Below are 24,711 nucleotides of genomic sequence, written 5' to 3' on the forward strand. Positions count from 1 at the left end.
GCGTTACGTTGTTTGTGTGCCTTATTGCAAACTTCGGAGCATGCGCACAGACCATGTCGGATTCTGCGTTCAGGGCCGCAGGCTCAGTTCTTGATCAGAACGGCGAACCAGTTGAGGGTTGTGAGTTGGGTGTTCTTTTCGAGGGGGACTCGCAACTCAGTTATGTCCAGAAGATTGATAGCGATTTCACGAACACTTTCACTGTGGAGCCAGGCACCCATCGTTTGAACTTGATCGTTCGATGCGATGGTCAAGTTGTTCGCAGGACGGAGATGATCGAGATCAACGGCATCGCGCAGTATGAGTCGCCGATTGTCTTGGGCGTCATCAGAGTAGTGAAAGAGCCATGAAGGTATGAGTTGAGTAACTACTTGAAGATCTGCCCCTTTAAGGCATGAAAAGGGCGAGCTTGCTCTCCTTACGTTCTGGAGGATGGCTTCGGCGCCCCACCCCCGGCTTCCCAACGGCTTATCGCCCCATCCCCAACACCCCCGCATTGACCCGCCCCCACCCCAACCCCTAAAATTCGCGGCTCCGCCGGAATAGCTCAGTTGGTAGAGCGGCGCATTCGTAATGCGTAGGTCGTAGGTTCGATTCCTATTTCCGGCACCAGTCGTGACAAAGCCCCGCTTCGGCGGGGCTTTGTTTTTTCCGGGTCTCGCCCGCGGAGACGGCGGGCCGATACAGTAGCTGCTCGCCTTCACGACAGGTTCTCCGTGGCCAAGACCTCCGCCAAGTCCCGCACCGCCTACGTCTGCACCGAATGCGGGGCCGAGCACAGCAAATGGCAGGGCCAGTGCGCCGACTGCGGCGCCTGGAACTCCCTCAGCGAGATCGTCCTGGAACCCGCCGCCGGCGCCCCCACCGCCGCGCGCCGTTCCGGCTGGGCCGGCAAGGCCGAAGCGCCGAAGATCACCGCCCTGAAGGACGTCCGCCACAGCGAAGAGGCGCGCGTGACCACCGGCATTGGCGAGTTCGACCGTGTGCTGGGCGGCGGCCTGGTGGAAGGCGCCGTGGTGCTGGTGGGCGGCGACCCCGGCATCGGCAAGTCGACCCTCCTGCTGCAGGCGCTGGCCCGCATGTCGGCCAGCCTGCCGGCGCTGTACGTGACCGGTGAAGAATCCCTGGCCCAGGTCGCCGGCCGCGCCGTGCGCCTGGACCTGCCGCTGGACAACCTGCAGGCGCTGGCCGAGACCGGTATCGAGAGCATCCTTCAGCACGCTTCCATCGCGCGCCCGAAGCTGATCGTCGCCGACTCCGTACAGACCCTGTGGACCGAATCCCTGACCGCCGCACCCGGCTCCGTCAGCCAGGTGCGCGAGAGCGCCGCCCGGCTGGTGCGCTACGCCAAGGAGACCGGCACCGCCGTGTTCCTGGTCGGCCACGTGACCAAGGAAGGCGGCATCGCCGGTCCCCGCGTGCTGGAGCACATGGTCGACGCCGTGCTGTATTTCGAAGGCGAGAGCGGCAGCCGTTTCCGCGTGCTGCGCGCCTTCAAGAACCGCTTCGGTGCGGTCAACGAACTGGGCGTGTTCGCGATGGGCGAAAAGGGCCTGAAGGAAGTGCCCAACCCCTCGGCGATCTTCCTGTCCGGCAGCGCCCAGCAACCCGGCAGCTGCGTGATGGTGACCCGCGAGGGCACGCGGCCGCTGCTGGTGGAAGTGCAGGCGCTGGTCGACAGCTCACCGCTGTCCAACCCGCGCCGCGTAGCGGTGGGTCTGGAGCAGAACCGGTTGGCGATGCTGCTGGCCGTGCTGCACCGGCACGGCGGCGTGGTGGTGGGCGACCAGGACGTGTTCGTCAACGTGGTCGGCGGCATCCGCGTGCAGGAAACCGCGGCCGACCTGCCGGTACTGCTGGCCGTGCTGTCCTCGCTGCGCGACCGCCCGCTGGCCGAGAAGACCGTGGCCTTCGGCGAAGTGGGCCTGTCCGGCGAGATCCGCCCCGTGCCCAACGGCGAGGAGCGCCTGCGCGAAGCGGCGACGCACGGCTTCAAGCGCGCCATCGTGCCCAAGGGCAATGCGCCGAAGTCGGGCACGTTCAAGGGGCTGGAGGTGGTGGCGGTGGAGCGGCTGTCGCAGGCGCTGGAAGCGGCGGCGGAGTAGGGGGCGCGCCTTCTGTAGGAGCGACGTAAGTCGCGACCGCAAGATCGACTCGCCTTGAACGTTGTCGCGCGCGCCCGCCGTGCGGTCGCGACTTGCGTTGCTCCTACAGGAAGCGGACGGCGAGCCTTCTCAGAGGCGCACGCCCAACCAGATGACGGCTTCGGTCGAGACGCGCACGATGGGAGTCAGGATCGACGGCCAGAAGGCGCCGGTCGGCATCGCATCGCGCCCATGGTCATGGTGTTCCTGTTCTTCCGCCACGATGCGCGAGACTGCGTCGAACGCCTCCGGATCGGTGTCGCGCAGCTGCCGCTGTTGCTCCTGTAGGTGCTCGAGCACCACGCTCTCGACCGCACAGGTGGTGGCGGCGATGGTGGAGGGTCCAAGCAGGCCAGTCAACAGCCCCAGCATCCAGCCGCCGGCGCCACAGAGCACATGGCTATGGCAGCGACGCACGTTTTGTGCCTGCAGATGGCGCCAGAACAGGGCGCGATGCCCGATCTCGTGGTCGAGAAAATGTCGCAGCAACGGCGTCATCTGTGGCGCGGTCCAACGTGACACCAGGATCTGCGCGCGGTAGATGTTGACGGCACCGTGTTCGCCGGCGTGGTCGACCTTCAGGATCCGGTCGCCCAGGCGCGTGCTCAACCGCGCCTCAGCACCATTTCGTAGACGAACTTGCTGCCGAAGAACGCCAGCAGCAACAGCACCATTGCGGCGAGCGTCCAGCGGACGGCTTTCACACCGCGCCAGCCATAACGCCAGCGGCCAACCAGCAGCGCGCCGAACGCCAGCCACGACAGCACGCTCAGCACGGTCTTGTGGCTGAGTTTCTGGGCGAGGAAGTTCTCGACGAACAGCACGCCCGTGAGCAGCGTGGCGGTCAGCAGGATGAAGCCGACCGTGATCGTGCGGAACAGCAGGTCTTCCAGTTCCGTCAGCGGCGGCAGCGCGCGCAGCCACAGGTGGAACTCGCGGCGGCGCAGCGCGCGCTCCTGCGCCCACAGCATCACCGCCAGCAGCGCGGCGATCGCCAGTGCGGCGTAGGCCAGCAGCGCCAGCCAAGCGTGCAATTGCAGTCGCCAGTCCAGCCCGTTCGACGCCCGGTGGCCATAGAAGTGGTAGGTCGCCAGCAGCACGGCGGCCAGCGGGAAGGCGATCACGCCGAGCGCGGCCATGCGGCCCTGGATCGCCACCAGCAGCGTCATCAGCGCCATGCCCAGCGAGACCAGCGACAGCGCGGCGAAGAAGTGCATGTCCGGCCCGCCGGGCGTGCGCCACGCTACCAGCAGGTGGTAGCTGCCGTGCAGGATCACCGCGCCGAGCGCCGGCCAGACCCACGGCCGCGGGGCGTCGCCGGTGTCGCGGGCGACGGAGCGGACCAGCAGGCCCGCGGCCAGCAGGTAAAGCGCGACGGCGATGAGAATGACTGTCATCGGAGGAGTGTCGCACAGCGGACCGTGCCGGCGCAGGGGCTGGCGAGGCCCGCCCGTGGGCGGGAACGGGGGCAGCGGGTTGGGCCGCTATAATCGCCGTCCGTTTTCCCTGGTCCTGCCCGCCCCATGTTCGAATCCCTGACCCAGCGACTCTCCGGCACCATCGAGCGCCTGCGCGGCCGCGGCCGCCTGAGCGAGGAGAACATCCGCGAGGCCACCCGCGAAGTGCGCATCGCCCTGCTGGAAGCCGACGTGGCCCTGCCGGTGGTGCAGGCGCTGATCGAGCGCATCAAGGTGCGCGCCGTCGGCCAGGAAGTGCTGAAGTCGCTGACTCCCGGCCAGGCGCTGATCAAGGTGGTGCGTGACGAGCTGACCGCGGTGATGGGCTCGCAGGCCAGCGACCTGAACCTCAACGTGCCCGCGCCGGCCGTCATCCTGATGGCCGGCCTGCAGGGCGCCGGCAAGACCACCACCGTCGGCAAGCTGGCCAAGCACCTGCGGGAGAAGCGCAAGAAGAAGGTCATGGTGGTCAGCGCCGACGTGTACCGTCCGGCCGCGATCGAACAGCTGAAGACGCTGGCGCAGCAGGTGGACGTGCTGTTCTTCCCGTCCGATGCGGGGCAGAAGCCCGAAGCTATCGTCCGCGCCGCCATCGACGACGCCAAGAAATCCTTCGTCGACGTGCTGCTGGTCGACACCGCCGGCCGCCTGGCGATCGACGAGGCCATGATGGCCGAGATCAAGGCGCTGCACGCGGCGGTCAAGCCGGTCGAGACGCTGTTCGTGGTCGACGCGATGACCGGCCAGGACGCGGCCAACACCGCCAAGGCCTTCAGCGAAGCCCTGCCGCTGACCGGCGTGGTGCTGACCAAGACCGACGGCGATGCCCGCGGTGGCGCCGCGCTGTCGGTGCGCTACATCACCGGCAAGCCGATCAAGTTCATCGGCGTGGGCGAGAAGCCGGACGGGCTGGACGTGTTCCATCCCGAGCGCGTGGCCAACCGCATCCTCGACATGGGCGACGTGCTGTCGCTGGTCGAGCAGGTCGAGCAGAACGTCGACCGCGAGAAGGCCGAGAAGCTGGCCGCGAAGGTCATCAAGGGCAAGAAGTTCGACCTCAACGACATGCGCGACCAGCTGGAGCAGATGCAGAACATGGGCGGCATCGGCGGCCTGATGGACAAGCTGCCGGGCATGGGCCAGATCCCCGAGCACGTGAAGCAGCAGGTGCAGCAGGGCAAGGAAGTGCCGCGCATGATCGCCATCATCAATTCGATGACGAAGAAGGAGCGCCGCAATCCGGCGCTGCTCAACGGCTCGCGCCGCGCCCGGATCGCCAAGGGCGCGGGGCTGACGCCGGCCGACGTCAACAAGCTGATGAAGCAGTACCAGCAGATGGAAAAGATGATGGGCAAGCTGGCCGGCGGCGGCATGAAGGGCCTGATGCGCAACATGAAGGGCATGATGGGCGGCCGCGGCGGGATGCCGTTCCGCTGAGCCTCTGCTTTCTGCAGGAGCGACGTCAGTCGCGACCGTACATCCACAGCTTTCATGGTGTTTTCTTTGCCGTGGTCGCGACTCACGTCGCTCCTACAAGGGAACCAGGAGTCGCCCGCATGACCTCGGCCTTCCTCAACGGCAAGCCCGCCACCGCGGACGACCTGCGCGCACTGGCGCTGGCCAACTACGGTCACTTCACCTCGATGCAGGTGCGCGATGGCGCCGTGCAGGGGCGCGCACTGCACGTGCAGCGCCTGGAAGAGGCCACGCTCGCGTTGTTCGGCACACCGCTGGACGGCGACGGTGCATTGAAGCGGGCCGCAGCCGCTATGCGCGACGCTGGACTGCGCGATGCCTCGGTGCGCATCACCGTGTTCTCCACGCAGTTCGACTACCGCGATCCCGCACGCCGCGTCGCGCCCGACGTGCTGGTCTCGCTGTCGCCCGCGTCCCCGCAGGACAAGCCCGCGTTGCGGGTGAAGTCGTATCCGTTCGTGCGCCCGCTGCCGCAGTACAAGCACGTGGGCACGTTCCCGTTGTTCCACTACCGCCGGCAGGCGCTGGCCGACGGCTACGACGACGCGCTGTTCGTCGACCCGGCCGGACAGGTGCTCGAGGGTTCGATCTGGAACCTGGGACTGTGGGACGGCCGGGCCGTCGTCTGGCCCGAGGGTCCGGCGCTGCGGGGTACGGCGGAGCGGCTGCTCCAGGGCGCGCTGGAGGCGGCCGGCCTTCCGCAGCGCTGCGTGCTGGTCGATCAGGCCGATCTGGCAGGGTTCCGGGCCGGATTTGCCTGCAATGCCAGTGGCTTGCAACCGGTCGTGGCTGTGGATGCGGTCGCATGGGGGGCTGATACCGCCCTGATGACCCGGCTGAAAGCGGCGCTGGACGCCGTCTCGTGGGAGCCGCTGGCCTGAGCCCGTGCGGTATCGGAGCCGGGGTGGGTTTTCCTGAGCGATTCAATGGCTTAGAATAGCTGGCTTACCTCGCCATTCTGGCGACTGGGCAACACTGGAAAACACCATGGTCAAGATCCGTCTCACCCGCGGCGGCGCCAAGAAGCGCCCCTTCTACCACATCATCGTCACCGACTCGCGCAGCGCGCGTGACGGTCGCAACATCGAGCGCGTGGGTTACTACAACCCGGTTGCCGCCGGTGCCGAGAAGCGCGTCGAACTCGACGTGGCCCGCGTCGACCATTGGGTCGGCAACGGCGCCCAGCTGACCGAGAAGGTCCGCAACCTGTACAAGGAAGTCAAGTCCGCTCCGGCGGCCTGATGGCCTCGGCCGCGCGTACCGCGCGGCCTACCGTACGCATGAACACCGAGCGCCCACCGACCTCGCAGAAAATGATTCTGCTGGGAAGGCTCCTGGGCGCTTTTGGTGTGCGCGGCCAGATCAAGATCGAATCCTGGACCGAACCGCGCGACGCCATCTTCCGCTACCAGCCATGGACGCTGCGCGACGCGGCCGGCATCGAGCGCGAGCTGAGTGGTGCGCGAGGCAAGGCCTCGGGCAAGCATTTGGTGGCGACGCTGCCCGGCGTGGAAGACCGCGACCAGGTGGAGGCGATGCACGGACAGGAAATCCTCGTTCCGCGCGCCGCGCTCCCGCCGCCGAGCGCGGGCGAGTTCTACTGGGTCGATCTGGAAGGCCTGCGGGTCATCAATGCCGATGGCACCGACTACGGCACCGTTTCGCACCTGTTCTCCACCGGCGCCAACGACGTGCTGGTGGCGCGGGGGGATCGCGAGCGGCTGATTCCCTTCGTCGAACCCGATTACGTCCGCGCGGTGGATTTCGAAGCCGGCGTGGTCACCGTCGACTGGGACCCCGAGTTCTGACGCCTCGCAGGTCGCCGCGGTCGCGGTTACCCTGCCTCCCCACCGAGTGAGTTGCAGCCGATCGCCATGCGCATCGACGTCATGACCCTGTTCCCCGAGTTCATCGCCCAGGCCGCGGCCGTGGGCGTGGTCGGGCGTGCACAGGAGCGCGGGCTGCTGTCGCTGCATGGCTGGAATCCCCGTGATTACGCCAGCGGCGGCTACCGCCGCGTGGACGACCGCCCGTCCGGTGGCGGCCCGGGCATGGTGATGATGATCGAGCCGCTGCAGGCCTGCCTGTCGGCGGTGCGCGCCGCGGACGCCGCGCCGGCGCCGTTGATCTACCTGAGCCCGCAAGGCGCACCGTTCACCCAGAAGAAGGCGCGCGAACTGGCATCCCTGCCGCGCATGATCCTGCTGTGCGGGCGCTACGAAGGCGTGGACGAGCGCTTCCTCGAGGCCGAAGTGGACGAGGAGATTTCCATCGGCGACTACGTGCTGTCCGGCGGCGAGCTGGCCGCGGCCGTGCTCATCGATGCGGTCGGCCGCCTGCAGGACGGCGCGCTGAACGATGCCGATTCGGCGGTGCAGGACAGCTTCGAAGGCGATGGTCTGCTGGATTGCCCGCATTTCACCCATCCGTCCTCCCACCCGCTGGGCGACGTGCCGTCGGTTCTCCGCTCCGGCGACCACGCCGCCATCGCCCGCTGGCGGCGGCAGCAGGCGCTGGGTCGGACCTGGCTGCGTCGGCCGGATCTGCTGGACGAGGCCGGCCTGTCCAAGGCCGACAAGGCCCTGCTGGCGGCCTTTCGCGCGGCTCTCGCGGGCGAAGACGGGGCAGGGTAGCCAGCCCCGTGGGAAATCCGGTAGAATGCGCGACCCTTGGGCGGTTCTCGCCCGGGATCCCATAAGAATATCGTGCAGCGCAATCCGGCGACTGCATCAGTTTCCGCTGTCGCAAGACACGATCACGCATACAAGCATTGGTGCCAACATGAGCAAGCTCCTCCAGGAATTCGAAGCCTCCCAGATCACGCGCGAGCTGCCCGCGTTCGGCCCCGGTGACACCGTGGTCGTCAACGTGAAGGTCAAGGAAGGCAACCGCGAGCGCGTGCAGGCGTACGAAGGCGTCGTCATCGCCAAGAAGAACGCCGGCCTGAACTCCGCCTTCACCGTCCGCAAGATCTCGCACGGCTATGGCGTCGAGCGCGTCTTCCAGACCCACAGCGCCTCCATCGACTCGGTCGAAGTGAAGCGCCGCGGCAAGGTCCGCGCCGGCAAGCTGTACTACCTGCGCGAACTGGAAGGCAAGGCTGCCCGCATCAAGGAAGATCTGGCCGCGAACGCCGCCGCCAAGGTCGCCCGCCAGGCCGCCGCTGCCGCTGCTGCTGCCGAGTAATTCCGGCCAGGCGTGTCGCAGGAACGGCCACCTTCGGGTGGCCGTTTGCGTTTCCGCCGGGCGCGTTCCGGTGCAGACTGGCGCGAACGGCCTCGGAGCGCGCCATACACACCTCGCGCGTCCGGTCACCGAGTATGCTGCTGATCGCAGGCTGCCCGAGCGATACGGCAGCGGCCGACGATCCCGACGTCACGGTGCCCTTCGCCTAAGGTGTCGACGAGCCCGCACTGCCTGCCGCATCGCAGCCGATGCCGAAGGACGCCATGCCCATCCCGCGACGGGCAGCGCGCGACATCCCCGTGTCAAAAGCCTGCCCGCGCGCTTGCGGACACCAGAGCGAACTGCCGTTTCCCGTCATCCCCTGCCTTGAAGCTACCGTACGCCGTGTTCCAATGACCGAATCCGCCGATGCTTCCGTCCGCCTCGACCTGTGGTTGTGGGCGGCCCGTTTCTTCAGGACCCGCAGCCTGGCCAAGCAGGCCATCGAGACCGGCAAGGTCGACGTGGCCGGGCAGCGCGCCAAGTCCTCGCGCGCCGTACGGACAGGCGACACGCTGGTGGTGACGCGGGGCGACGACGTGTTCGAGATCGAAGTCCGCGCGCTCAGCGACAAGCGCGGTTCGGCGGCCGTGGCGCAGGCCTTGTATGCCGAGTCCGAGGCGTCGCGCGCGCGGCGTGCCACGGCATTGGCGGCGCGACAGGCGGAGCGTGCGGGCTACCAGGCGCCGCCGTCGCGTCCGGACAAGCGTGCACGCCGGCTGATACGCGCGCTCGGCGACATCGACGCCCTGTAGTGCTGCCGCGCAAAAAAAGAAGGGCGCCGTCGGCGCCCTTCTCGATTCCTGCTTCGATCTACGCGAGCGTCTCAGCGCCCGCCGCCGAACATGCCGCTGCCGATCTTGAGGATGTCGCCCAGGCCCAGTTGGCCATCGCCGTCCTGATCCAGCACAGCGCCGAGCAGTCCACCGCCCAGTCCGCCCTGCTGCTGAACCTGGCGCTGTTCCTGGCCCAGCACCTCGGCCAGGCCGAGCGGGTTGTTCTGCGCACTGCCCTGGCTCATGCGCTGGGCGAGGAAGGCGAGCACGATGGGTGCCAGGATCTTCAGCAACTGGCCCGCGCGTTCGCCACCCAGACCCGTGGCCTGGCCCAGGCCGAGTTCGGCGCGGTTCTGCTGGCCGCCGAAGACGTGGCCGAGGATGCCGGCGCCATTGGCCTGCGGGGACGCGGCACCGCCGAGCACGGCACCCAGCACGCTGCCGATATCCAGGCCGTTGTGGTTACGCTGAAGGGCACCGAACAGGGCTTCCGCCCCCTGCGGCTGCGAGGCGTTGCGACCCAGCGCACCGAGCAGCAGCGGCAGCGCGGCGCCGACGGCGCTCGATGCCTGCATCTGTCCGATGCCCAGTTGCTGCGACACCTGCTGCAGCGGCGCGCCCTGCAGTTGGGCAAAGAGATCTTCGGCGAGGGAAGCGTTGCTCATGATGCGTTCGTCCTCCTGGACGCGTTGGGAAGCGGCGGCTCATGCTAGCGCCAATCCGCGCGATCTCCGACTCACAGTAACGCCTGCCGACCGGCGGATACGACGGCGCCGCATGCCCACGGGGACATGCGGCGCCGGGGGGGGCAGAGCGCTCAGCGCAGGTCGAAGCGGTCCAGCTCCATCACCTTGGTCCAGGCGGCGACGAAATCATCGACGAACTTCGTCTGGCCGTCGCTGCTGGCATAGACCTCGGCCAGGGCACGCAGCACGGAGTTGGAGCCGAATACGAGGTCGACGCGCGTCCCTGTCCATTTCCCTTCGCCGCCCTTGCGGTCGCGGCCTTCGTAGCCATTGGCGCCGGTCGCCTTCCATTCGGTACCCATGTCGAGCAGGTTGACGAAGAAGTCGTTGCTCAGCGTGCCCGGCCTGTCGGTGAACACGCCGTGCCTGCCACCGTCCGCGTTCGCTCCCAGGACGCGCAGGCCGCCGACCAGCACCGTCATTTCGGGCGCCGTGAGCGTCAGCAACTGCGCGCGATCCACCAGCAGGTGTTCCGCCGGCACCGCCGAACGGCCCTTGAGGTAATTACGGAAGCCGTCGGCGAACGGCTCCAGGACCGCGAAGGATTCGACGTCCGTCTGGTCGGCGCGTGCATCGGTGCGGCCGGGATGGAAAGGCACGGTGACGGCATGGCCGCCGGCCTTCGCCGCCTGCTCGATGCCGACACCACCCGCCAGCACGATCAGGTCGGCGAGCGAGACCTTCCTGCCACCAGAGGCGTCCAGGTTGAACTCCATCTGGATGCGCTCCAGCGCCTTCAGCACCTTTGCCAGTTGTTCGGGCCGGTTGACCGCCCAGTCCTTCTGCGGCGCCAGGCGGATGCGGGCGCCATTGGCCCCGCCGCGCTTGTCGCCACCCCGGAATGTCGAGGCCGATGCCCACGCGGTGGACACCAGCTCTGCGACCGAGAGGCCGGAGGCGGCGATTTTCTGCTTCAGCGTGTCGATATCGCCGGCGTCGATCGCCGCGTAGTCCGCCTTCGGCAGCGGGTCCTGCCAGATCAATTCCTCCTTCGGTACTTCCGGGCCCAGGTAGCGTGCGCGCGGGCCCATGTCGCGGTGGGTCAGCTTGAACCAGGCACGCGCGAAAGCTTCCGCGAAGGCCTGCGGATTTTCCAGGAAACGCTTGGAGATCGGGCCATAGACCGGATCGAAGCGCAGCGACAGATCGGTGGTCAGCATCTTCGGGCGCTGCTTCTTCGTCGCGTCGTGCGCGAACGGCACATCCTCCGGCGCATCCTTGGCGACCCACTGGTGCGCGCCGGCGGGCGACTTCTCCAGTTCCCACTCGAAGCCGAACAGGTTCTCGAAGAACTTGTTGCTCCACAGCGTCGGCGTCTGCGTCCACGTCACTTCGATACCCGAGGTGATGGTGTCGCCGCCTCGGCCGCTGCCGAACTTGTTGCGCCAGCCGAAGCCCTGGGCTTCCAGTTCGTCGGCTTCCGGCTCGGCGCCGACGTTGTCGGCGGGGCCGGCGCCATGCGTCTTGCCGAAGGTGTGGCCGCCGGCGATCAGGGCAACGGTTTCCTCGTCGTCCATCGCCATGCGCGCGAAGGTGTCGCGGATGTCCTTCGCTGCCAGCAACGGATCGGGATTGCCGTCCGGGCCTTCCGGGTTCACGTAGATCAGTCCCATCTGCACGGCAGCCAGCGGGTTCTCGAGGCGGCGCGAATGCACGTCGCCATCGGCATCGTCGTCGGAGACCAGCACGCCCTCGTCGGCGGGCTTCTCCACGCCGGGCGAACCGTGCGCGTAGCGGATGTCGCCGCCCAGCCAGGTCGTTTCGCGGCCCCAGTACACGTCTTGGTCGGGTTCCCACACATCCTCGCGACCGCCGCCGAAACCGAACGTGCGGAAGCCCATCGTCTCCAGCGCCACATTGCCGGTGAGGATCATCAGGTCGGCCCAGGAGATCGCCTGGCCATACTTCTGCTTGATCGGCCACAGCAGGCGGCGCGCCTTGTCCAGGCTGACGTTGTCCGGCCAGCTGTTGAGCGGTGCGAAGCGCTGCTGTCCGCGTCCGCCGCCACCGCGGCCATCCTGGATGCGGTAGGTGCCGGCGCTGTGCCACGCCATGCGGATGAAGAGACCACCGTAATGTCCGAAGTCGGCTGGCCACCAGTCCTGCGAATCGGTCATCAGGTCGCGCAGGTCCTTCTTCAGTGCGTGATAGTCCAGCGTGTTGAAGGCCTCGGCGTAGTCGAAATCGCCCGCCAACGGGTTGGAACGCGACGAGTGCTGGTTCAGCAGGTCCACACGCAACTGGTTGGGCCACCAGTCGCGGTTGCCGGTACCGCCGCCGGCAGTCTGGTGGAACGGGCACTTCGATTCGGTGGTCATGGATTTCCTTCCTTTGGCCGTCGGGTGTGTGGGTGGGAATGTCGTGGAACGGATGCAGTGCAGGACGACGCGGTACGCACGACGTCAGTCGCACGCACCCGAAGAGGAGAAGGGGGGAGGAGGCCAGGTGACCGGCGGGAGGCTCGCTTGCATGGCTGACGTCCTTGGAGGGCGTTGGCGGATGGCGACCAGACTAGGCAGTGCGCACGATCAATGAAAATCGTTTGTGACGAAGAGTTCGATAGTGTCGTTCAATGGTGCGTTGCGCCATCCGAAGCCTCCGCGCTGCGGGCATCACGATACTCCGCGCGCGTTACGCCGATGTTGTAGATGCGTGCGCAGGGCAACGCTGCGGCAGTTGGCCGCAGGGTCCTCCGTTCGACGCTGCGCGCCGTCGCGCGCTGGTCAGAGCAGCGCCTTCAGCCGATAGAGTGCTTCGAGCGCCTGCTTGGGTGTCAGTTCGTCGGGATCGATCGCCGCCAGCGCTTCCTGAGCGGCCGAGGGGGCGGCGGCGAACAGGCCGAACTGCTGCGGGGCATCGAGCGCCTGCGGGGCCATGTCGGACGCGTGAGTTTCGCGGCCGCGCTGTTCCAGCTCCGCCAGCCGGCGGCGCGCCTGCTGGAGGGTGGTCTTCGGCAGTCCGGCCAATGCCGCGACCTGCAGGCCGAAGCTGCGGTCGGCCGCGCCGTCCTTCACCGCATGCATGAAGACCAGCGTATCGCCATGTTCGACGGCATCCAGATGCACGTTGGCGATGCCGCTGGCCGGCTCGTTCGCCAGTGCGGTCAGTTCGAAGTAGTGCGTGGCGAACAGCGTATAGCAGCGGTTGCTGGCGGCCAGATGGCGCGCCACTGCGTCGGCCAGGGCCAGGCCGTCGTAGGTGGACGTGCCGCGACCGATCTCGTCCATCAGCACCAGCGATTGTGCGGTTGCGTGATGCAGGATGTAGCTGGTCTCGGCCATTTCGACCATGAAGGTGGACTGCCCGCGCGCGAGGTCGTCGCCCGCGCCGATGCGGGTCAGGATGCGGTCGATCGGGCCGATCACCGCGCGCGAAGCGGGCACGAAGCTGCCGATGTGCGCGAGCAGCACGATCAGCGCGTTCTGCCGCATGTAGGTCGACTTGCCGCCCATGTTCGGGCCGGTGATGACCAGCATGCGACGGCCATCGTTCAGCCGCAGATCGTTCGGTTCGAACGGCTCCTTGCGCACCGCTTCGACCACCGGGTGGCGCCCCCGTTCGATGCACAACCCCGGCGCGTCGCCGAGTTCGGGTTGCGCCCAGTCCAGTTCCTGTGCGCGTTCGGCGAAGGAGGCCAGCACGTCGAGTTCGCTCAGAGCGCCTGCGCAGCGCTTCAGTGGTTCCAGGCGCGCATTGAGCGTGTCCAGCAGCGCGTCGTACAGCAGCTTCTCGCGCGACAGTGAGCGCTCTCGCGCCGACAGCACCTTGTCTTCGAACTGCTTCAGCTCTTCGGTGATGTAGCGCTCGGCGCCGGTCAGCGTTTGCCGGCGGGTGTAGTGCACGGGTGCCTTGTCGGCCTGGCCCTTGCTGATCTCGATGTAGTAGCCGTGCACTCGGTTGTAGCCCACCTTGAGCGTGGGAATGCCGCTGCTCGCGCGTTCGCGCGCTTCCAGGTCGACGAGGAACTGGTCGGCGTTCGTGCTCAGCCGGCGCAGTTCGTCGAGTTCGGCGTCGTAGCCGTCGGCAAGCACGCCCCCGTCGGTGAGTTTGAGGGGAGGCTGCGGCGCGACGGCCGCCAGCAGCAGCGCCGTCGTATCGTCGTGCTCGCCCAGTTCGGCCGCCAGCGCCCGCAGGCGCGGCGAGTCGAGCGGCTGCAGGTGGCCGCGGACATCCGGCAGCAGCGCCAGGCCATCGCGCAGCGTGGACAGGTCGCGCGGCCGCGCCGAACGCAGCGCCACGCGGGTGAGGATGCGTTCGAGGTCGCCCAGCGCACGGAAGCCGGTGCGCAGATCGCGATCCGTACCATGGCCGATCAGTGTGGCGATGGCGTGGTGGCGTTCGCCCAGCACCGCGCGGTCGCGCAGCGGACGGTGCAGCCAGCGGCGCAGCAGGCGCCCCCCCATCGGGGTGACGGTGGTGTCCAGCACGCCGAGCAGCGTGTGCTTGGTGTCGCCGTCCACCCGCGTGTCCAGCTCAAGATGGCGGCGCGTCGCGGCATTCATGGCAATGGCGTCGCCGGCCGATTCCAGCGCGATGGCCGTCAGGTGCGGCAGGCGCTGCTTCTGGGTTTCTTCCACATAGCCGAGCAGCGCACCGGCGGCGCCCGTGGCCAGCGCCTTGTCGTCGATGCCGAAGCCGGTCAGGTCGTGCAGGCCGAAGAAGGCCAGCAGCTGCCGACGCCCGCTGTCGGGATCGAACAGCCAGGGCGCTCGCCGGCGGATGCCGGTGCGCTGCTGCAGGAAGACCGGCAGGCCTTCCTCATCGGGGATCAGCAGTTCGGCCGGTTCCAGCCGCGCGAGTTCGGCTTCCAGCGCATCGTCGCCATCCACCTCGTTGACCATGAAGCGGCCGCCGGCGAGATCGGCCCACGCCAGGCCATAGCCCGAGCGTCCTCGGCAGACCGTCATCAGCAGCGTGTCGCGGCGTTCGTTGAGCAGGGCTTCGTCGGTCACCGTGCCCGGCGTGACCACGCGGACCACCTTGCGTTCCACCAGACCCTTGGCCAGGGCGGGGTCGCCGATCTGCTCGCAGATCGCGACCGATTCGCCCAGTGCCACCAGCCGGGCGAGATAGCCTTCGCACGCATGCACCGGCACACCCGCCATCGGGATGGGCGCGCCACCGGAACTGCCGCGCTGGGTCAGGGTGATGTCGAGCAGCCTTGCCGCCTTGCGCGCGTCGTCGTAGAACAGCTCGTAGAAATCCCCCATCCGGAAGAACACCAGCAGGTCCGGATACTCCGCCTTGGCGGCGAAGAACTGCTTCATGAGCGGAGTGTGCTCAACTGAACCCGTTGATTTTTTTGATTGTTCTTTTTTATCAGACATTTAGCGCGTATTTCAGTCTAGCGTAAGTGGAGGTCAGTGAGCGTAAGTGGAAGGGTGTGGAGACCATATTAGTAGCCAAAGGTAGCCAAACCCCTGCATCCGTCGATTCGTGCCAAAATTTGGCTACCCGCGACAGGGTCGCGATCGATGACGTTGAACAGGGAAAGGTGGCCGCCGTGGCGTTCCGACTGAAGCTCAACCCAGAACAGCTGCGACAGCTTCGCAGCACCCAGCGCCCGAAGCTAGACAAAGCAGGGGCCATCGTCACCGGAGCCAAGGGGTTTGCAGTCCTCGAACCCAACCCCGAGGGCAAGCAGTGGAGGTTCCTCGACGCCTCGCCGGGTGCCCCAACGGGGTTCGGCGTCTTCGTAGGGAAACTCAAGTCCACCTACGAAGTTCAACGCAAGATCGGCGGCAAGGTCATGCGGATCAGCATCGGGGACACGAGCGAGTTGTCGTTGAAGGACGCCCACGACCTGGCGGGCGTCAAAGTCGCCGGAGCGAAGAAGGAGGGCAAGCACCCGAAGGTGCTGGCGGAGAAGGAACTGTCGATCCAGGCCACCAAGGCGCTGACGGTGAACCAGGCCATCCAGCTGTATCACGACATGCTGGCCCGGCGAACCCGGCCGGCCACCGAGGGCACCCTCAAGACCCTGACCAACTCGATAGCGCGCCTGGCTCGTCCGGAGGTGGGGATCGGCAACATCCCGATCATGGACCTCGACGAGGAGCAGGTGACCAACGCGTTTCAAGCCACCCGGGTGTCCGCGGCTCTTAATTCCAATCGGTTGCCCCAGCCCGTGAAGGACTTCATGGAGCTGAAAGGGCGGGTGGATCTCACCGACGTGGAACTGGCCAAGCTGGGTGTGACCAGCGAGGCGATGCGCACGCGCATCCGTGCCGCGGGCGTGTCCGCGGCCGAGCAGACGTTCGCCACCGCGTTCCGCGCCGTCAACTACGTGGTGGACAAGGAAGCGCGCGCGGCGAAGAAGGCCCAGCGCAAGGCGGTGCTGTTCGGCAACGACTTCGGGGTGTTGTGGGAGGAAGGCAAGATGCGCGACGCCGCAGGCCTCCACGACTATTACGAGAAGGCGAGGGTGCGGAACCCACTGGGCAGCGAGGACAACACCCTGGGCAACGCCATCGAATACCTTTGGAGTCGACGGCAGGCCCAGCGGGGTCAGAACGAAAGCGGGGTCTACTACCTGCTCACGACCCTGTTCCTTGGGGCCCGGCGCAACGAGACCGCCAAGTTGGCGTGGTTTGATCGGTTGAGCGAAGCCGAGCGGTCCACGAAGTCCTGGGTATGGCTGGACGAAATGGATCCCAAGGCATGGCGAGCTGGAGTGCCTTCGGTCAACCCCGTGACCAAGAAGAAAGGTCCTCAAGTGTTCTTCGCCAGAACGAAGAACCGGCGTGACCATTCCATGCCCCTGGGGCCGATTTCGGTCCAACTCATCAAGCGTCGATTCGATACGCGCTTGCCCGAAGATGACCCACGGGCGCGGTGGGTCTACCCGGCGCGCAGCAAGCGGGCGGCGGAAGGGCACTACAAGGACAGCAAGGCGATCATGAAGGGGCTGGGCGAGAAGCTGTCGGTGGAGTTCGGGCCCACCCCCCACGACCTGCGCCGCACCCTGGGCCGTTACGCCACGCGCGTAGGAATTTCCGATCGCATCATCAGCCGGCTGTTCAATCACCTGCCGCCGAAGAAGGAAGACGAGGACGAGGGCGCCAAGTCCTCGGTGCGCTACCAGGAGCCCGAGTGGTTTGAGTTGCAAGACGCGTTGCAGAAGGTGGAGCACCTGATGGCGTCGAGCGCACCGACCTTCTACAACATGCTCAAACCCGCTGACTGGCCCCTCCTGCCGACCCGTCAGGAACCCGCTTCTTCCGAGGAGTAGCCCGCCGTCGATACACTGGGACCATGGACGGCTCCTTTCCCCTCCAACGCGACCCCGATCTGGCCTCACCGGCGCCCGACGCCCAGAAGTGGCGCCAGGAGATCGCCGACGCCAAGGCCGGTGTGCGTGCCAAGGTCAGCACCAAAGCGGCAGCGCTCTACATCGGTGTTCACTACACGACCCTGCGCGACTGGGTGCGCGAAGGCAGGGGGCCCCAACCGATTCAGAACCCTGGGAAGCCCGGCACGACGGCGCAGAACCAGCATCTGGGGTTCACCCTGGAATCGCTGGACACCTTCCTGGCCACCCGAAGCGGCGAGCCCATCACCCGCGGCAAGCGCACAGACACCGGCGACGTGCTCAAAGAAGCCGAGCGCATCGAAGCACTGATCGCCCTGAGGGAAGCCGAGGATCGGCTGGCCAAGTCCAAGGCCCGCGCGCGGCGCCTGGGCATCGTCTGCTTCCAGTCCCTCTCCGACGCGTTGGAAATCCAGCCGTGGGCCACGGTCAACGGACGCCTCATGGGGCACGCGTGGGCCGTGGACGACGCCACATTCAACGCGGCGGACGAGGAAAAGTGGGAAGGCTCGCTCGAAGAAGCCCTGGCCCAACCCTGGACCAGCACCCAAAGCCGACAGCCCTACCAGGACGCGTTCCTGGGCGTTCTCACCTCCACACGGCACGCCATCGAGGCGGCACGGTCGCGCCAGCGCGCCAGCGACCTGGAAGAGCGGTTGAGCGGTGACGTAATAGACGTTGAGGCGGTGCGACCCTTTGGGAAAGGGAGCGGTCGGCTTTGAGCCCGCGCGAAAATGGACTCATGGGCGGACGGCCTGGCCGTCCCCCGAAAGCGCCGGCCCCCCTTGCGTTGACCGCCACCGAGGAAGAAGAGCTGGCCAAGGCGAAAGCGGGCGGGCGCGAATGGGTCGGCCCGGGCGTGGCGGCCTACATGCTGGGCATCTCCAAGGACGCGTTGAAGAAGCGTCGCCAGCGCAACGAAGGGTTGATTCCCGAGCACCGACCAGCGAAAAGCAATCGCCAAGGGGCGCAATACCGGTGGTCATCGGTGGTGCGTTGCGCCGGAGCCGAACGCATTCAATCGGACGTTCTGGCGCAGCGCCTCGACGACGTCGTTGCGGCATTGAAGAAACGAGGCCTCGAAGGCCTGGAACAGGACCTTCCTTGGGCCTACAACCACGCCGATCGCCTGGTGGGGTTTGCGTCGCTTCATCCCCACCTGCCCGCGCGTGCGCTCACGGTGCTTGAAGCCCTGGATGCCCCGTGGGTGAGCAGCGAGGCGCGCCAGCCGTTTCACGACTGGGCCATGGACGTGCTCCAGTCCGCCGCCGAGAGCGTTGCGAAAGCCACAGATTGATCCTTGCTCCCGTCTTTTTATCGGGAAACGCTCGGATGAGGCATATCAATGCATGCTGGCCGTTATCGGGACATTTGTCCCGATAAAGCGGCCTTTTCGCGCGGAAATCCTACAGCGCTGCGCCCGCAAGCTCGCTTCCGTTCCGATCGGGAACGACAGGCGAGATCGACATGCAGTCCAACGTTCTTCAATTCAAACCGGCTACCCGCACCAAGCGCCTCTTGGCTCCGAAGGCCACCCGGCTTACCACCGCTTGCTACAAGGCCTGCGAAAAAGACCACTCGACCGTCGATTGGTATACGCCCCCGGCAATCGTCAAAGCGCTGGGTGGCCAGGAGGGGTTTGACCTCGACCCTTGCACACCGGAAGACCCCTCCCGTCTGCCGGCACGGACTGCTCGCCGGATGATCACGCCCAGCCAGGATGGCCTGGCGATGGTGTGGTGGCCGCAGGCCTTCGTGTGGATGAACCCGCCCTACGGCAAGGGGATGGACAAGTGGATGGCCAAGTTGACCAACCATCCCGGTGGTGGCATCGCGCTGGTGCCGGCCCACATGGACCCGGGTTGGATGCACGACTTCGTGCTCAACCATCCCAAAACCACCGCCATCCTCCTCACCCGCGGGCGCCTGAAGTTCATGCGTCCGGACGGAACCACTGGAACTGCCGCGCCGACCGGGTCGGTGTTCGTGACCTACGGCCAGCGGGCGGCCCGCAACCTCAAGCAAGCGCAGGCAAGCGGTGTGTTGCGTGGGAAGTTCTTTGCCATCCAGCGGGTGACGAAGGTGGTCAACGCCAACCAAGGGAGTGCCAACGATGAGTAATCAGACCGACGGCGCTCTGCGCGTCCTGCAGTGGCTTGGGAACATGGAGACTCGCGTCAACAACCTCTCGCATTCCAAGGGTGGGCGTCAGGTGCCCGGAAATCTTCCGATGCGCACGTGTCCGAGGGATTACGCCAAGGAGTGGGAACAGAAGGTCGCCCACCGCAAGGGAGCTGCGAACAAGCGCTTGGTGAAGGCCATCCGAGCCATTCCCGCCAGCAACAACCGCGAGCGAATGACTTTGTTTGTGAATTACGCGCTGAAAGTGGCTGTCCATCGGCAGCTTGAAAAGTTCCAAGCCAAATTGGGATTGTCCGTGATGCCGTGGGTAGACATGGATCTGTTGGGACCCGTGAAGGAAGGGCAGGCCGATTGGCACGGACAGGTGACCGATGCCTACGTGGATGCCATGCAGCATGCAGCGCCCTTTGAGTGCCTGCTGGGAGAGCTGTTCAACGTCGTGGTGGGGGCGGGCCAAAAATCGGATTGTCAGCACTTCACGCCCTGGGACATGGCCAGTGCAATTCCGCGACTTCTCCCCGAGGGTAGGACGTTGACGGGCGACGCCAGTGTGGCGCCGGTCACGGTGATGGATCCCGCGTGTGGTTCTGGAACGCTGCTGTTGGCTCAGATCCAAGGCCATCTTCGGAATGGCCATAACCGCCCTGACGCACTGAAGAGCCTTGTGGTCATGGCCAATGATCGGGACCCGCTTTGCGCCGCAATGACGGCCCTCCAGTTGCTGATGAATCAGCTGGTGTGGGAACGGCCAATTGGCCTTGTCAACGTCGAGTGCAAGGACACGATCACGGAATGCCTGGAACCGAAACCGGTGTTTGGCACGGTGATCGCCCATTGGACGACTGAGTCGACCACCTTCAAGGAGAATCCCCATGACGCATAAGGAAATGTCCCCTGGTCTGGCCAGCGGTCTGGTCAAAGCGATCCGTGGAATTCCCACGCGACCGAACCGTCCGTGGAATGCCCGCGAGGCCATGGAGCTGTTCGTCCAGCACACCCTGGTAAGTCTTATCCACGCGGGCAACATGATGGCGATCGACAAGTTGGGGGCATGCTTCCACGGCCCCACACTTGGCTTTGCCACGTTGAAGGAACATAGCCCTCCCGTTGAGCCGTTGGCTCATGCCATCAAGGTCTACATGGACCTGGTGGGCGAGTGCCGCCCGTTCGAAGACGTGCTGGTTTGGGTGCATGCCGAGTTGTTGGCCACCAAAGGCGGGGAAGGCATTGGACAGTTCTTTACGCCAACGGACTTGGTGGAACTGACCGCTGGTATCGCTCAGGATCACTTCATTCGTCACCCGACCAATCCTCTCTGCTTCAGGATTCACGAACCTGCATGCGGTGCCGGTGGGTTGCTGTTGGGCGCTGTTCGCTCGCGAATGGAAGGCTTTCCCAGCGACACGATCGAGGTGAGCGCCGTGGACCTGGATCCGTTCTGCGTGGCGATGACGGCCTTGCAGCTGCAGGCAGCCCAAGTGCTGCATGGCGCCCCGCTCAAGCGCGTCGAAATTTGGGTGGGAAACACCTTGGCTGGCCCACTGAAGCTGGGTTACGTCACCAACCGGTGGCAGGGAACGGTTGAGGAGTTGTTGAAGTTGGGGGCAGACCAAAAGGTGGAGGTGACGGCATAGGCTGCTGCTGGTCTTCCCCTTAGCCAGCAGCAGGCGTTAGCCAGCAGGATAGCCAGCAGTGCAAAGCGATTGATTCGTCAGCGCTTTGCAGCGCTAAGGAGGGCGGTGCTGGCCTGCTGGCCGAAACTTCCCACTCCTTCATGCAGTGGAATTTATTCCTAACAATCCCAGCGGTTTCTCAGCATTTGAAATCGATTCAATTTTGACCCAGCAGACCAGCAAGGGGGTTTTTCTAGGATGCAAAGTTTCTTGAATCAATGTCTTGCAGCTGCTGGTCTTCCTGCTGGTCTTCGATCTCTGCTGGCTAACGGAAAGCCAGCAGCACGAGGAAAGCCAGCACTCGCGTTGTTAGGAATATTTGCGTGAAAGGGCCGCAGAATTTGCATTTAGTCAAAAGATGGGGCTTGCGGAAGTTTCGAGGCGTGGTTGATTGGAAGTGTCCCCCAGATGGGACACGCCACCACTTTTCATCCTCGGAGTTGTCACCGTGAACACCGTTCCTCAGCCCTCAACCCCAGCGACCTACAGCATTCGCGCCAGCGTGAAGAAGCACGTTCGGATCAAGCGTCCGCTGGCAGAGCGCCTTCGTCTCGCCGCAGCTGAAAAAGAGATGACGGAAAGCGAATTCATCCGCCGTGTGCTGGAGAACGCGCTTCCCCGCGCTGCTTGATTGTCACCACCCCCATAACAGCAAACCCCCACCGGCCAGGGTGAGGGTTTGGAAGGAAACCACAACAATGTCTACAAATACATTGTCCCCGATTGGGGATGCTGTCAACCCATCTGCCGACGTTTCATCGAATGTCGTGCCATTCGACGCTTCCCGATTCTTGGGAGCGGAAGCCACGCACCGCAAAGTCAGTGTCGAGGCTGAAGAACTCCACCAACTGCAGCGTCACTCGGTCAACCGCGAAGGCGAACGCAAGCCACCATCGCTGCCCATCCTGTTTGCCCGACGAACGGTGGAGTGCATCGATCGGTTGTGGGCGTGCCAAGCGACCAGCAGCACCGGTGAGATCGTTCACCACTGGAACGGGCTCTACTGGCAGGCGATCAGCGAGGCCGAAGGCGTGGGTGTGGCGTCCGACTGGATCGACCGCAACGCCGACTTCGCAGGCAGCCCCAAGTTGGCAAAAGACTGCTGGGACATGGCAGCCCTTCGGCTGCGCCAGAAGAACCGCATGCCTGCCCAGGCCAAGCGGGCCATCGTGCCGGTGGCTGACGGCTACGTGGAGATCCTCAAGGATGGTTTTCACGTGCTCGCCCCCGATCCCGCTCTGGGCATGACCCATGCCGTTCGTGTGGCTTGCGGGGGCAAGGTGGGGAATGCTTACAAGCCAAAGTCGCTCCCGGCTGATTCCCGATTCGCGCGGTTCTTGAGCCAGGCCCACGACGATCCGCGCGTCATCGCTCTGCTGCAAGAGCAGTGCGGCATGACCCTGCTGCCCGGGGTCTACAGCCAAGCCGCGTGGTGGCACGGCGTCGCTGGCAGCGGCAAGTCCACGCTGGCGGAAATCGTGGAAGCCATTCACCGCCAGGTGGCCCGCTGCAACTTGGAGACCCTGGGCGACCGCTTCAGCCTCGAACCCCTGATTGGAGCCAGCCTCATCCTGGTGGACGAGGTGGAGTGCGAAAAGTGGGCCGAGGGACGGTTCAAGACGATGGTCTCGGGCAATGGCATCGGGATCGACCGCAAGAACCAGAAGCAGCTGGCGAGCTACCACTCCACCGCCAAGTGGATCATCACCTCGAACTCCGCGCCCTACATCCGTGACAAGAGCAACGGCGTCTGGCGCCGCCTGACGGTCGTCCATTGGAAGAAGGCCGTGCCGCAGCATCAGCACGACCCCGATCTGGTCAAGAAGATCCTGGCCGAGGAAGGGCAACTGGTCTTGGACTGGATGCTGGAAGGCGCCCGCCGCATCGTGGCCCGGGGCCGCGCTCTGACGGAGAACGACGCCGACATGCCCGAAGCCGTGCGCGCCGCCAAGCTGGCCGCCCGCCAGAGCAGCGACCAGGTCATGGCGTGGGCGCAGACCGAACGCGTGGTGCGCGTGGAAACTGACGAGTGCACGATCCCGATGCGCGAGGTCTACGAGAACTACAAGAACTGGGGTTACCGCCAGGGCCTGACCGAGATCGACCTGCTCACCGGCCGGCAGTTCTGGCGCGGGATGAAGGAACTGGGCCTGGACGACGGCGCCCGGTCCAATCGCCGCGTCAACGGCAAGCAGGAGGAGTGCGTGCGGTTGCGCATCAATGGCGCGGTGCTGCAGGCCCCGGTCACGAAGCCCTCGGCCTCCGTCACGGTCATGCCGGTGACGGGCATTGTTCGCCCCACCTTGGGGCCCTGGGGAACCGACCTCCATCTCAACGACCAGAAGCGCCGCGAGCACCAGAAGGGATTGGAGAAGAAGTGGCTGGCGATGAACGACATCCAGCAGGGCAAGGAGCTGGCCGAGCTCTATGGGCAAGCGCTGGCAGAAGACGCGGCGCGGGAGAAGGAGCGCAAGTTGGACGAGCACTTCCGGCAGTTCATTTCCCACGCGAGCGACCGTCCGCTTCTCGAAGCCCCGGCATCTGGGGAAACGTCATGACGTCCCCAAGTGATCTCCAAGCACGCTTTGCTGAAGCCGCCCTGGCCGGCAACCTCGCCGAATGCCAGCTGCTCCACGCCATGGGGGCCGGCGTGAACCATGCTGACAAGGACCGGTTCACCCCGCTGCACGAAGCCGCACAAGGCGGGCATCCAGAGGTGTGCGAGTGGTTGATCGGGCAGGGGGCGCAGGTGGACGCCGTCGACAAGACTAACAACACCCCGCTTCACGAAGCCGCTCGGTTCAACCAACCTTTGGTGGTGAAGTCCCTGCTAAAGGCCGGAGCAGGTCTCGAACAGCTCGGATACGAAGGACGAACCCCGCTGTATCAAGCCGCGCTTTACGGGTCCAAGGATGCGTTGGAAGCGCTCATTGCCGAGGGGGCGGACGTCCACGCCCGCATCTGCCACACGAAGTGGGACACCGTGACCCGGAAGATCATCTACGACGCCCAGGTCGTGCGGGAAACGACGTTCACCAACGGCACCGCTCTGCACGCCGCCGCGCAAGCCGGTGCCAACTGTTCATCGCCCAACCGGCCCGACCACTCGGGTTGCGCAGAATCATTGCTGGCCGCTGGGGCGGACATCGGCGCGAAAGAGCGGGTGAGGGCGACGTTGAAGAACGTGCTGCCCACTGGGGATGAGATTGAATCCTCCTTTTCACTGCTGCCGCTCAACGCGGCCACCACCCTGGACATGGCCAAGCTCCTCGTGGCCCACGGGTCGCCTCTGGAAGGCAGCCCATCCCCTTTTGCCGGTGCCGTGGGTGTTGTGAAGGGACAGCAGGGCTTGGACATTGCGGCGTTCCTGTTGAATCAGGGCTATCTGCCCAACGATCACGATCTGAAAGTCATGGAGATGGTGGGGATGGAGCAAGGTGCACTCGACCACCGGGCTCATGAGATGCGCGCCACCGAGCGGCATCTTCACCTGCAAGAGCGGTTGAACAAGGCCCCATCCGCGGCTCTCCATGCGAGCTGCCCGTCCACGACTTCCATGGTGATCGGGGGTGTGGTCTGGAAAGCGCATGATGATGTCCAGGTGCAGCCGGCGGCTGCCCAGGACGTGCCGCGCCAACGGCTACGGTTGTAGAGGCCTTGCGTGCCACCCCTTGCGCGTTTCCAACGACGCGGTAGAACAAAGGGAGGGGCGGTTCACCTGTTTAGGTCGAATTGCCCGCCACCCTCTGCCATTTCCGATGGA

General features: G+C 65.6%; 23 protein-coding genes and 1 tRNA gene. 19 read left to right on the forward strand and 5 right to left on the reverse strand.

Going from position 1 to position 24,711, the window contains the following annotated elements:
- The first annotated feature begins 53 nt into the window (after positions 1-53).
- From AC1Q5B_RS15425 to radA, 3 genes are all read left to right on the forward strand, one after another.
- Positions 54-350 (forward strand): hypothetical protein, encoded by a 297-nt coding sequence (locus tag AC1Q5B_RS15425; RefSeq protein ID WP_492632421.1) that lies wholly within the window; start codon positions 54-56, stop codon positions 348-350.
- A 186-nt stretch (positions 351-536) separates the two neighbouring features.
- Positions 537-612, forward strand: a tRNA-Thr gene (locus AC1Q5B_RS15430).
- A 104-nt stretch (positions 613-716) separates the two neighbouring features.
- A complete protein-coding gene (gene radA / locus AC1Q5B_RS15435) occupies positions 717-2,105 on the forward strand; it encodes a DNA repair protein RadA (protein ID WP_492632422.1) in 1,389 nt (462 codons plus the stop codon).
- Between the two features lie 129 nt (positions 2,106-2,234).
- On the opposite strand, the gene AC1Q5B_RS15440 is transcribed toward radA, so the two are convergent.
- On the reverse strand, positions 2,235-2,753 hold the full coding sequence (locus tag AC1Q5B_RS15440; protein WP_492632423.1) for a demethoxyubiquinone hydroxylase family protein: 519 nt from the start codon (positions 2,751-2,753) through the stop codon (positions 2,235-2,237).
- A complete protein-coding gene (locus AC1Q5B_RS15445) occupies positions 2,750-3,541 on the reverse strand; it encodes a cytochrome C assembly family protein (RefSeq protein WP_492632424.1) in 792 nt (263 codons plus the stop codon). Before AC1Q5B_RS15445 ends, AC1Q5B_RS15440 begins: the two co-directional genes overlap by 4 nt.
- A gap of 126 nt (positions 3,542-3,667) precedes the next feature.
- Between AC1Q5B_RS15445 and ffh the strand changes: the two genes are divergently transcribed.
- The 7 genes from ffh (at position 3,668) to AC1Q5B_RS15480 (ending at position 9,057) form a co-directional block, all read left to right on the forward strand.
- Positions 3,668-5,038, forward strand: coding sequence for a signal recognition particle protein (gene ffh, locus AC1Q5B_RS15450; protein WP_192311597.1), 1,371 nt, complete (start codon positions 3,668-3,670; stop codon positions 5,036-5,038).
- A 119-nt stretch (positions 5,039-5,157) separates the two neighbouring features.
- Positions 5,158-5,958, forward strand: coding sequence for an aminotransferase class IV family protein (locus AC1Q5B_RS15455; protein ID WP_492632425.1), 801 nt, complete (start codon positions 5,158-5,160; stop codon positions 5,956-5,958).
- Between the two features lie 106 nt (positions 5,959-6,064).
- Positions 6,065-6,319, forward strand: coding sequence for a 30S ribosomal protein S16 (rpsP, locus tag AC1Q5B_RS15460; RefSeq protein ID WP_492632426.1), 255 nt, complete (start codon positions 6,065-6,067; stop codon positions 6,317-6,319).
- Between the two features lie 38 nt (positions 6,320-6,357).
- Positions 6,358-6,885 (forward strand): ribosome maturation factor RimM, encoded by a 528-nt coding sequence (gene rimM / locus AC1Q5B_RS15465; protein WP_492632427.1) that lies wholly within the window; start codon positions 6,358-6,360, stop codon positions 6,883-6,885.
- 66 nt (positions 6,886-6,951) lie between these two features.
- Entirely contained in the window at positions 6,952-7,710 is a 759-nt protein-coding gene (gene trmD / locus AC1Q5B_RS15470; protein WP_492632428.1) for a tRNA (guanosine(37)-N1)-methyltransferase TrmD, read from the forward strand.
- Between the two features lie 148 nt (positions 7,711-7,858).
- Positions 7,859-8,263 (forward strand): 50S ribosomal protein L19, encoded by a 405-nt coding sequence (gene rplS, locus AC1Q5B_RS15475; protein WP_241045774.1) that lies wholly within the window; start codon positions 7,859-7,861, stop codon positions 8,261-8,263.
- Positions 8,264-8,655: 392 nt separating this feature from the next.
- On the forward strand, positions 8,656-9,057 hold the full coding sequence (locus tag AC1Q5B_RS15480) for an RNA-binding S4 domain-containing protein (RefSeq protein ID WP_492632429.1): 402 nt from the start codon (positions 8,656-8,658) through the stop codon (positions 9,055-9,057).
- A gap of 71 nt (positions 9,058-9,128) precedes the next feature.
- On the opposite strand, the gene AC1Q5B_RS15485 is transcribed toward AC1Q5B_RS15480, so the two are convergent.
- From AC1Q5B_RS15485 to mutS, 3 genes are all read right to left on the reverse strand, one after another.
- Positions 9,129-9,743 carry a DUF937 domain-containing protein gene (locus tag AC1Q5B_RS15485; protein WP_492632430.1) on the reverse strand — a complete coding sequence of 205 codons (615 nt, stop codon included), beginning with the start codon at positions 9,741-9,743 and terminating at the stop codon, positions 9,129-9,131.
- Between the two features lie 152 nt (positions 9,744-9,895).
- Positions 9,896-12,142 carry a catalase/peroxidase HPI gene (gene katG, locus AC1Q5B_RS15490; RefSeq protein ID WP_492632431.1) on the reverse strand — a complete coding sequence of 749 codons (2,247 nt, stop codon included), beginning with the start codon at positions 12,140-12,142 and terminating at the stop codon, positions 9,896-9,898.
- Between the two features lie 405 nt (positions 12,143-12,547).
- Positions 12,548-15,151, reverse strand: a complete 2,604-nt coding sequence (gene mutS, locus AC1Q5B_RS15495) for a DNA mismatch repair protein MutS (protein ID WP_492632432.1) — start codon at positions 15,149-15,151, stop codon at positions 12,548-12,550.
- A 176-nt stretch (positions 15,152-15,327) separates the two neighbouring features.
- Here mutS and AC1Q5B_RS15500 point away from each other — a divergent pair, with 176 nt between their 5' ends.
- The 9 genes from AC1Q5B_RS15500 (at position 15,328) to AC1Q5B_RS15540 (ending at position 24,600) form a co-directional block, all read left to right on the forward strand.
- Entirely contained in the window at positions 15,328-17,055 is a 1,728-nt protein-coding gene (locus AC1Q5B_RS15500) for a tyrosine-type recombinase/integrase (protein ID WP_492632433.1), read from the forward strand.
- 23 nt (positions 17,056-17,078) lie between these two features.
- On the forward strand, positions 17,079-17,855 hold the full coding sequence (locus tag AC1Q5B_RS15505) for a MerR family transcriptional regulator (RefSeq protein WP_478438277.1): 777 nt from the start codon (positions 17,079-17,081) through the stop codon (positions 17,853-17,855).
- A gap of 68 nt (positions 17,856-17,923) precedes the next feature.
- Positions 17,924-18,430 carry a hypothetical protein gene (locus AC1Q5B_RS15510; RefSeq protein WP_492632434.1) on the forward strand — a complete coding sequence of 169 codons (507 nt, stop codon included), beginning with the start codon at positions 17,924-17,926 and terminating at the stop codon, positions 18,428-18,430.
- Between the two features lie 170 nt (positions 18,431-18,600).
- The gene (locus tag AC1Q5B_RS15515; RefSeq protein WP_492632435.1) at positions 18,601-19,254 is read left to right on the forward strand and encodes a DNA N-6-adenine-methyltransferase; all 654 of its coding nucleotides are present in this window, start codon (positions 18,601-18,603) and stop codon (positions 19,252-19,254) included.
- Positions 19,247-20,158, forward strand: a complete 912-nt coding sequence (locus AC1Q5B_RS15520) for an N-6 DNA methylase (protein WP_313222363.1) — start codon at positions 19,247-19,249, stop codon at positions 20,156-20,158. The genes AC1Q5B_RS15515 and AC1Q5B_RS15520 overlap by 8 nt, the downstream gene beginning before the upstream one ends.
- Entirely contained in the window at positions 20,148-20,909 is a 762-nt protein-coding gene (locus tag AC1Q5B_RS15525) for an N-6 DNA methylase (RefSeq protein ID WP_478438281.1), read from the forward strand. The genes AC1Q5B_RS15520 and AC1Q5B_RS15525 overlap by 11 nt, the downstream gene beginning before the upstream one ends.
- Before the next feature lie 487 nt (positions 20,910-21,396).
- The gene (locus tag AC1Q5B_RS15530) at positions 21,397-21,579 is read left to right on the forward strand and encodes a hypothetical protein (protein ID WP_313222361.1); all 183 of its coding nucleotides are present in this window, start codon (positions 21,397-21,399) and stop codon (positions 21,577-21,579) included.
- Between the two features lie 136 nt (positions 21,580-21,715).
- Positions 21,716-23,506 carry a DNA primase family protein gene (locus tag AC1Q5B_RS15535; RefSeq protein WP_492632436.1) on the forward strand — a complete coding sequence of 597 codons (1,791 nt, stop codon included), beginning with the start codon at positions 21,716-21,718 and terminating at the stop codon, positions 23,504-23,506.
- On the forward strand, positions 23,503-24,600 hold the full coding sequence (locus tag AC1Q5B_RS15540; protein WP_492632437.1) for an ankyrin repeat domain-containing protein: 1,098 nt from the start codon (positions 23,503-23,505) through the stop codon (positions 24,598-24,600). The genes AC1Q5B_RS15535 and AC1Q5B_RS15540 overlap by 4 nt, the downstream gene beginning before the upstream one ends.
- Positions 24,601-24,711 lie beyond the last annotated feature (111 nt).

The organism is Pseudoxanthomonas sp. GW835-FHT14C01 (assembly GCF_058793715.1).

Coding starts and splice junctions, on each gene's coding strand:
- AC1Q5B_RS15505 (WP_478438277.1), top strand. CDS start 17,079: ATGGACGGCTCCTTTCCCCTCCAACGCGACCCCGATCTGGCCTCACCG.
- rplS (WP_241045774.1), top strand. CDS start 7,859: ATGAGCAAGCTCCTCCAGGAATTCGAAGCCTCCCAGATCACGCGCGAG.
- katG (WP_492632431.1), bottom strand. CDS start 12,142: ATGACCACCGAATCGAAGTGCCCGTTCCACCAGACTGCCGGCGGCGGT.
- AC1Q5B_RS15485 (WP_492632430.1), bottom strand. CDS start 9,743: ATGAGCAACGCTTCCCTCGCCGAAGATCTCTTTGCCCAACTGCAGGGC.
- trmD (WP_492632428.1), top strand. CDS start 6,952: ATGCGCATCGACGTCATGACCCTGTTCCCCGAGTTCATCGCCCAGGCC.
- AC1Q5B_RS15480 (WP_492632429.1), top strand. CDS start 8,656: ATGACCGAATCCGCCGATGCTTCCGTCCGCCTCGACCTGTGGTTGTGG.
- rimM (WP_492632427.1), top strand. CDS start 6,358: ATGAACACCGAGCGCCCACCGACCTCGCAGAAAATGATTCTGCTGGGA.
- AC1Q5B_RS15425 (WP_492632421.1), top strand. CDS start 54: ATGTCGGATTCTGCGTTCAGGGCCGCAGGCTCAGTTCTTGATCAGAAC.
- ffh (WP_192311597.1), top strand. CDS start 3,668: ATGTTCGAATCCCTGACCCAGCGACTCTCCGGCACCATCGAGCGCCTG.
- AC1Q5B_RS15525 (WP_478438281.1), top strand. CDS start 20,148: ATGACGCATAAGGAAATGTCCCCTGGTCTGGCCAGCGGTCTGGTCAAA.
- rpsP (WP_492632426.1), top strand. CDS start 6,065: ATGGTCAAGATCCGTCTCACCCGCGGCGGCGCCAAGAAGCGCCCCTTC.
- AC1Q5B_RS15520 (WP_313222363.1), top strand. CDS start 19,247: ATGAGTAATCAGACCGACGGCGCTCTGCGCGTCCTGCAGTGGCTTGGG.
- AC1Q5B_RS15445 (WP_492632424.1), bottom strand. CDS start 3,541: ATGACAGTCATTCTCATCGCCGTCGCGCTTTACCTGCTGGCCGCGGGC.
- AC1Q5B_RS15540 (WP_492632437.1), top strand. CDS start 23,503: ATGACGTCCCCAAGTGATCTCCAAGCACGCTTTGCTGAAGCCGCCCTG.
- AC1Q5B_RS15515 (WP_492632435.1), top strand. CDS start 18,601: ATGCAGTCCAACGTTCTTCAATTCAAACCGGCTACCCGCACCAAGCGC.
- mutS (WP_492632432.1), bottom strand. CDS start 15,151: ATGTCTGATAAAAAAGAACAATCAAAAAAATCAACGGGTTCAGTTGAG.
- AC1Q5B_RS15455 (WP_492632425.1), top strand. CDS start 5,158: ATGACCTCGGCCTTCCTCAACGGCAAGCCCGCCACCGCGGACGACCTG.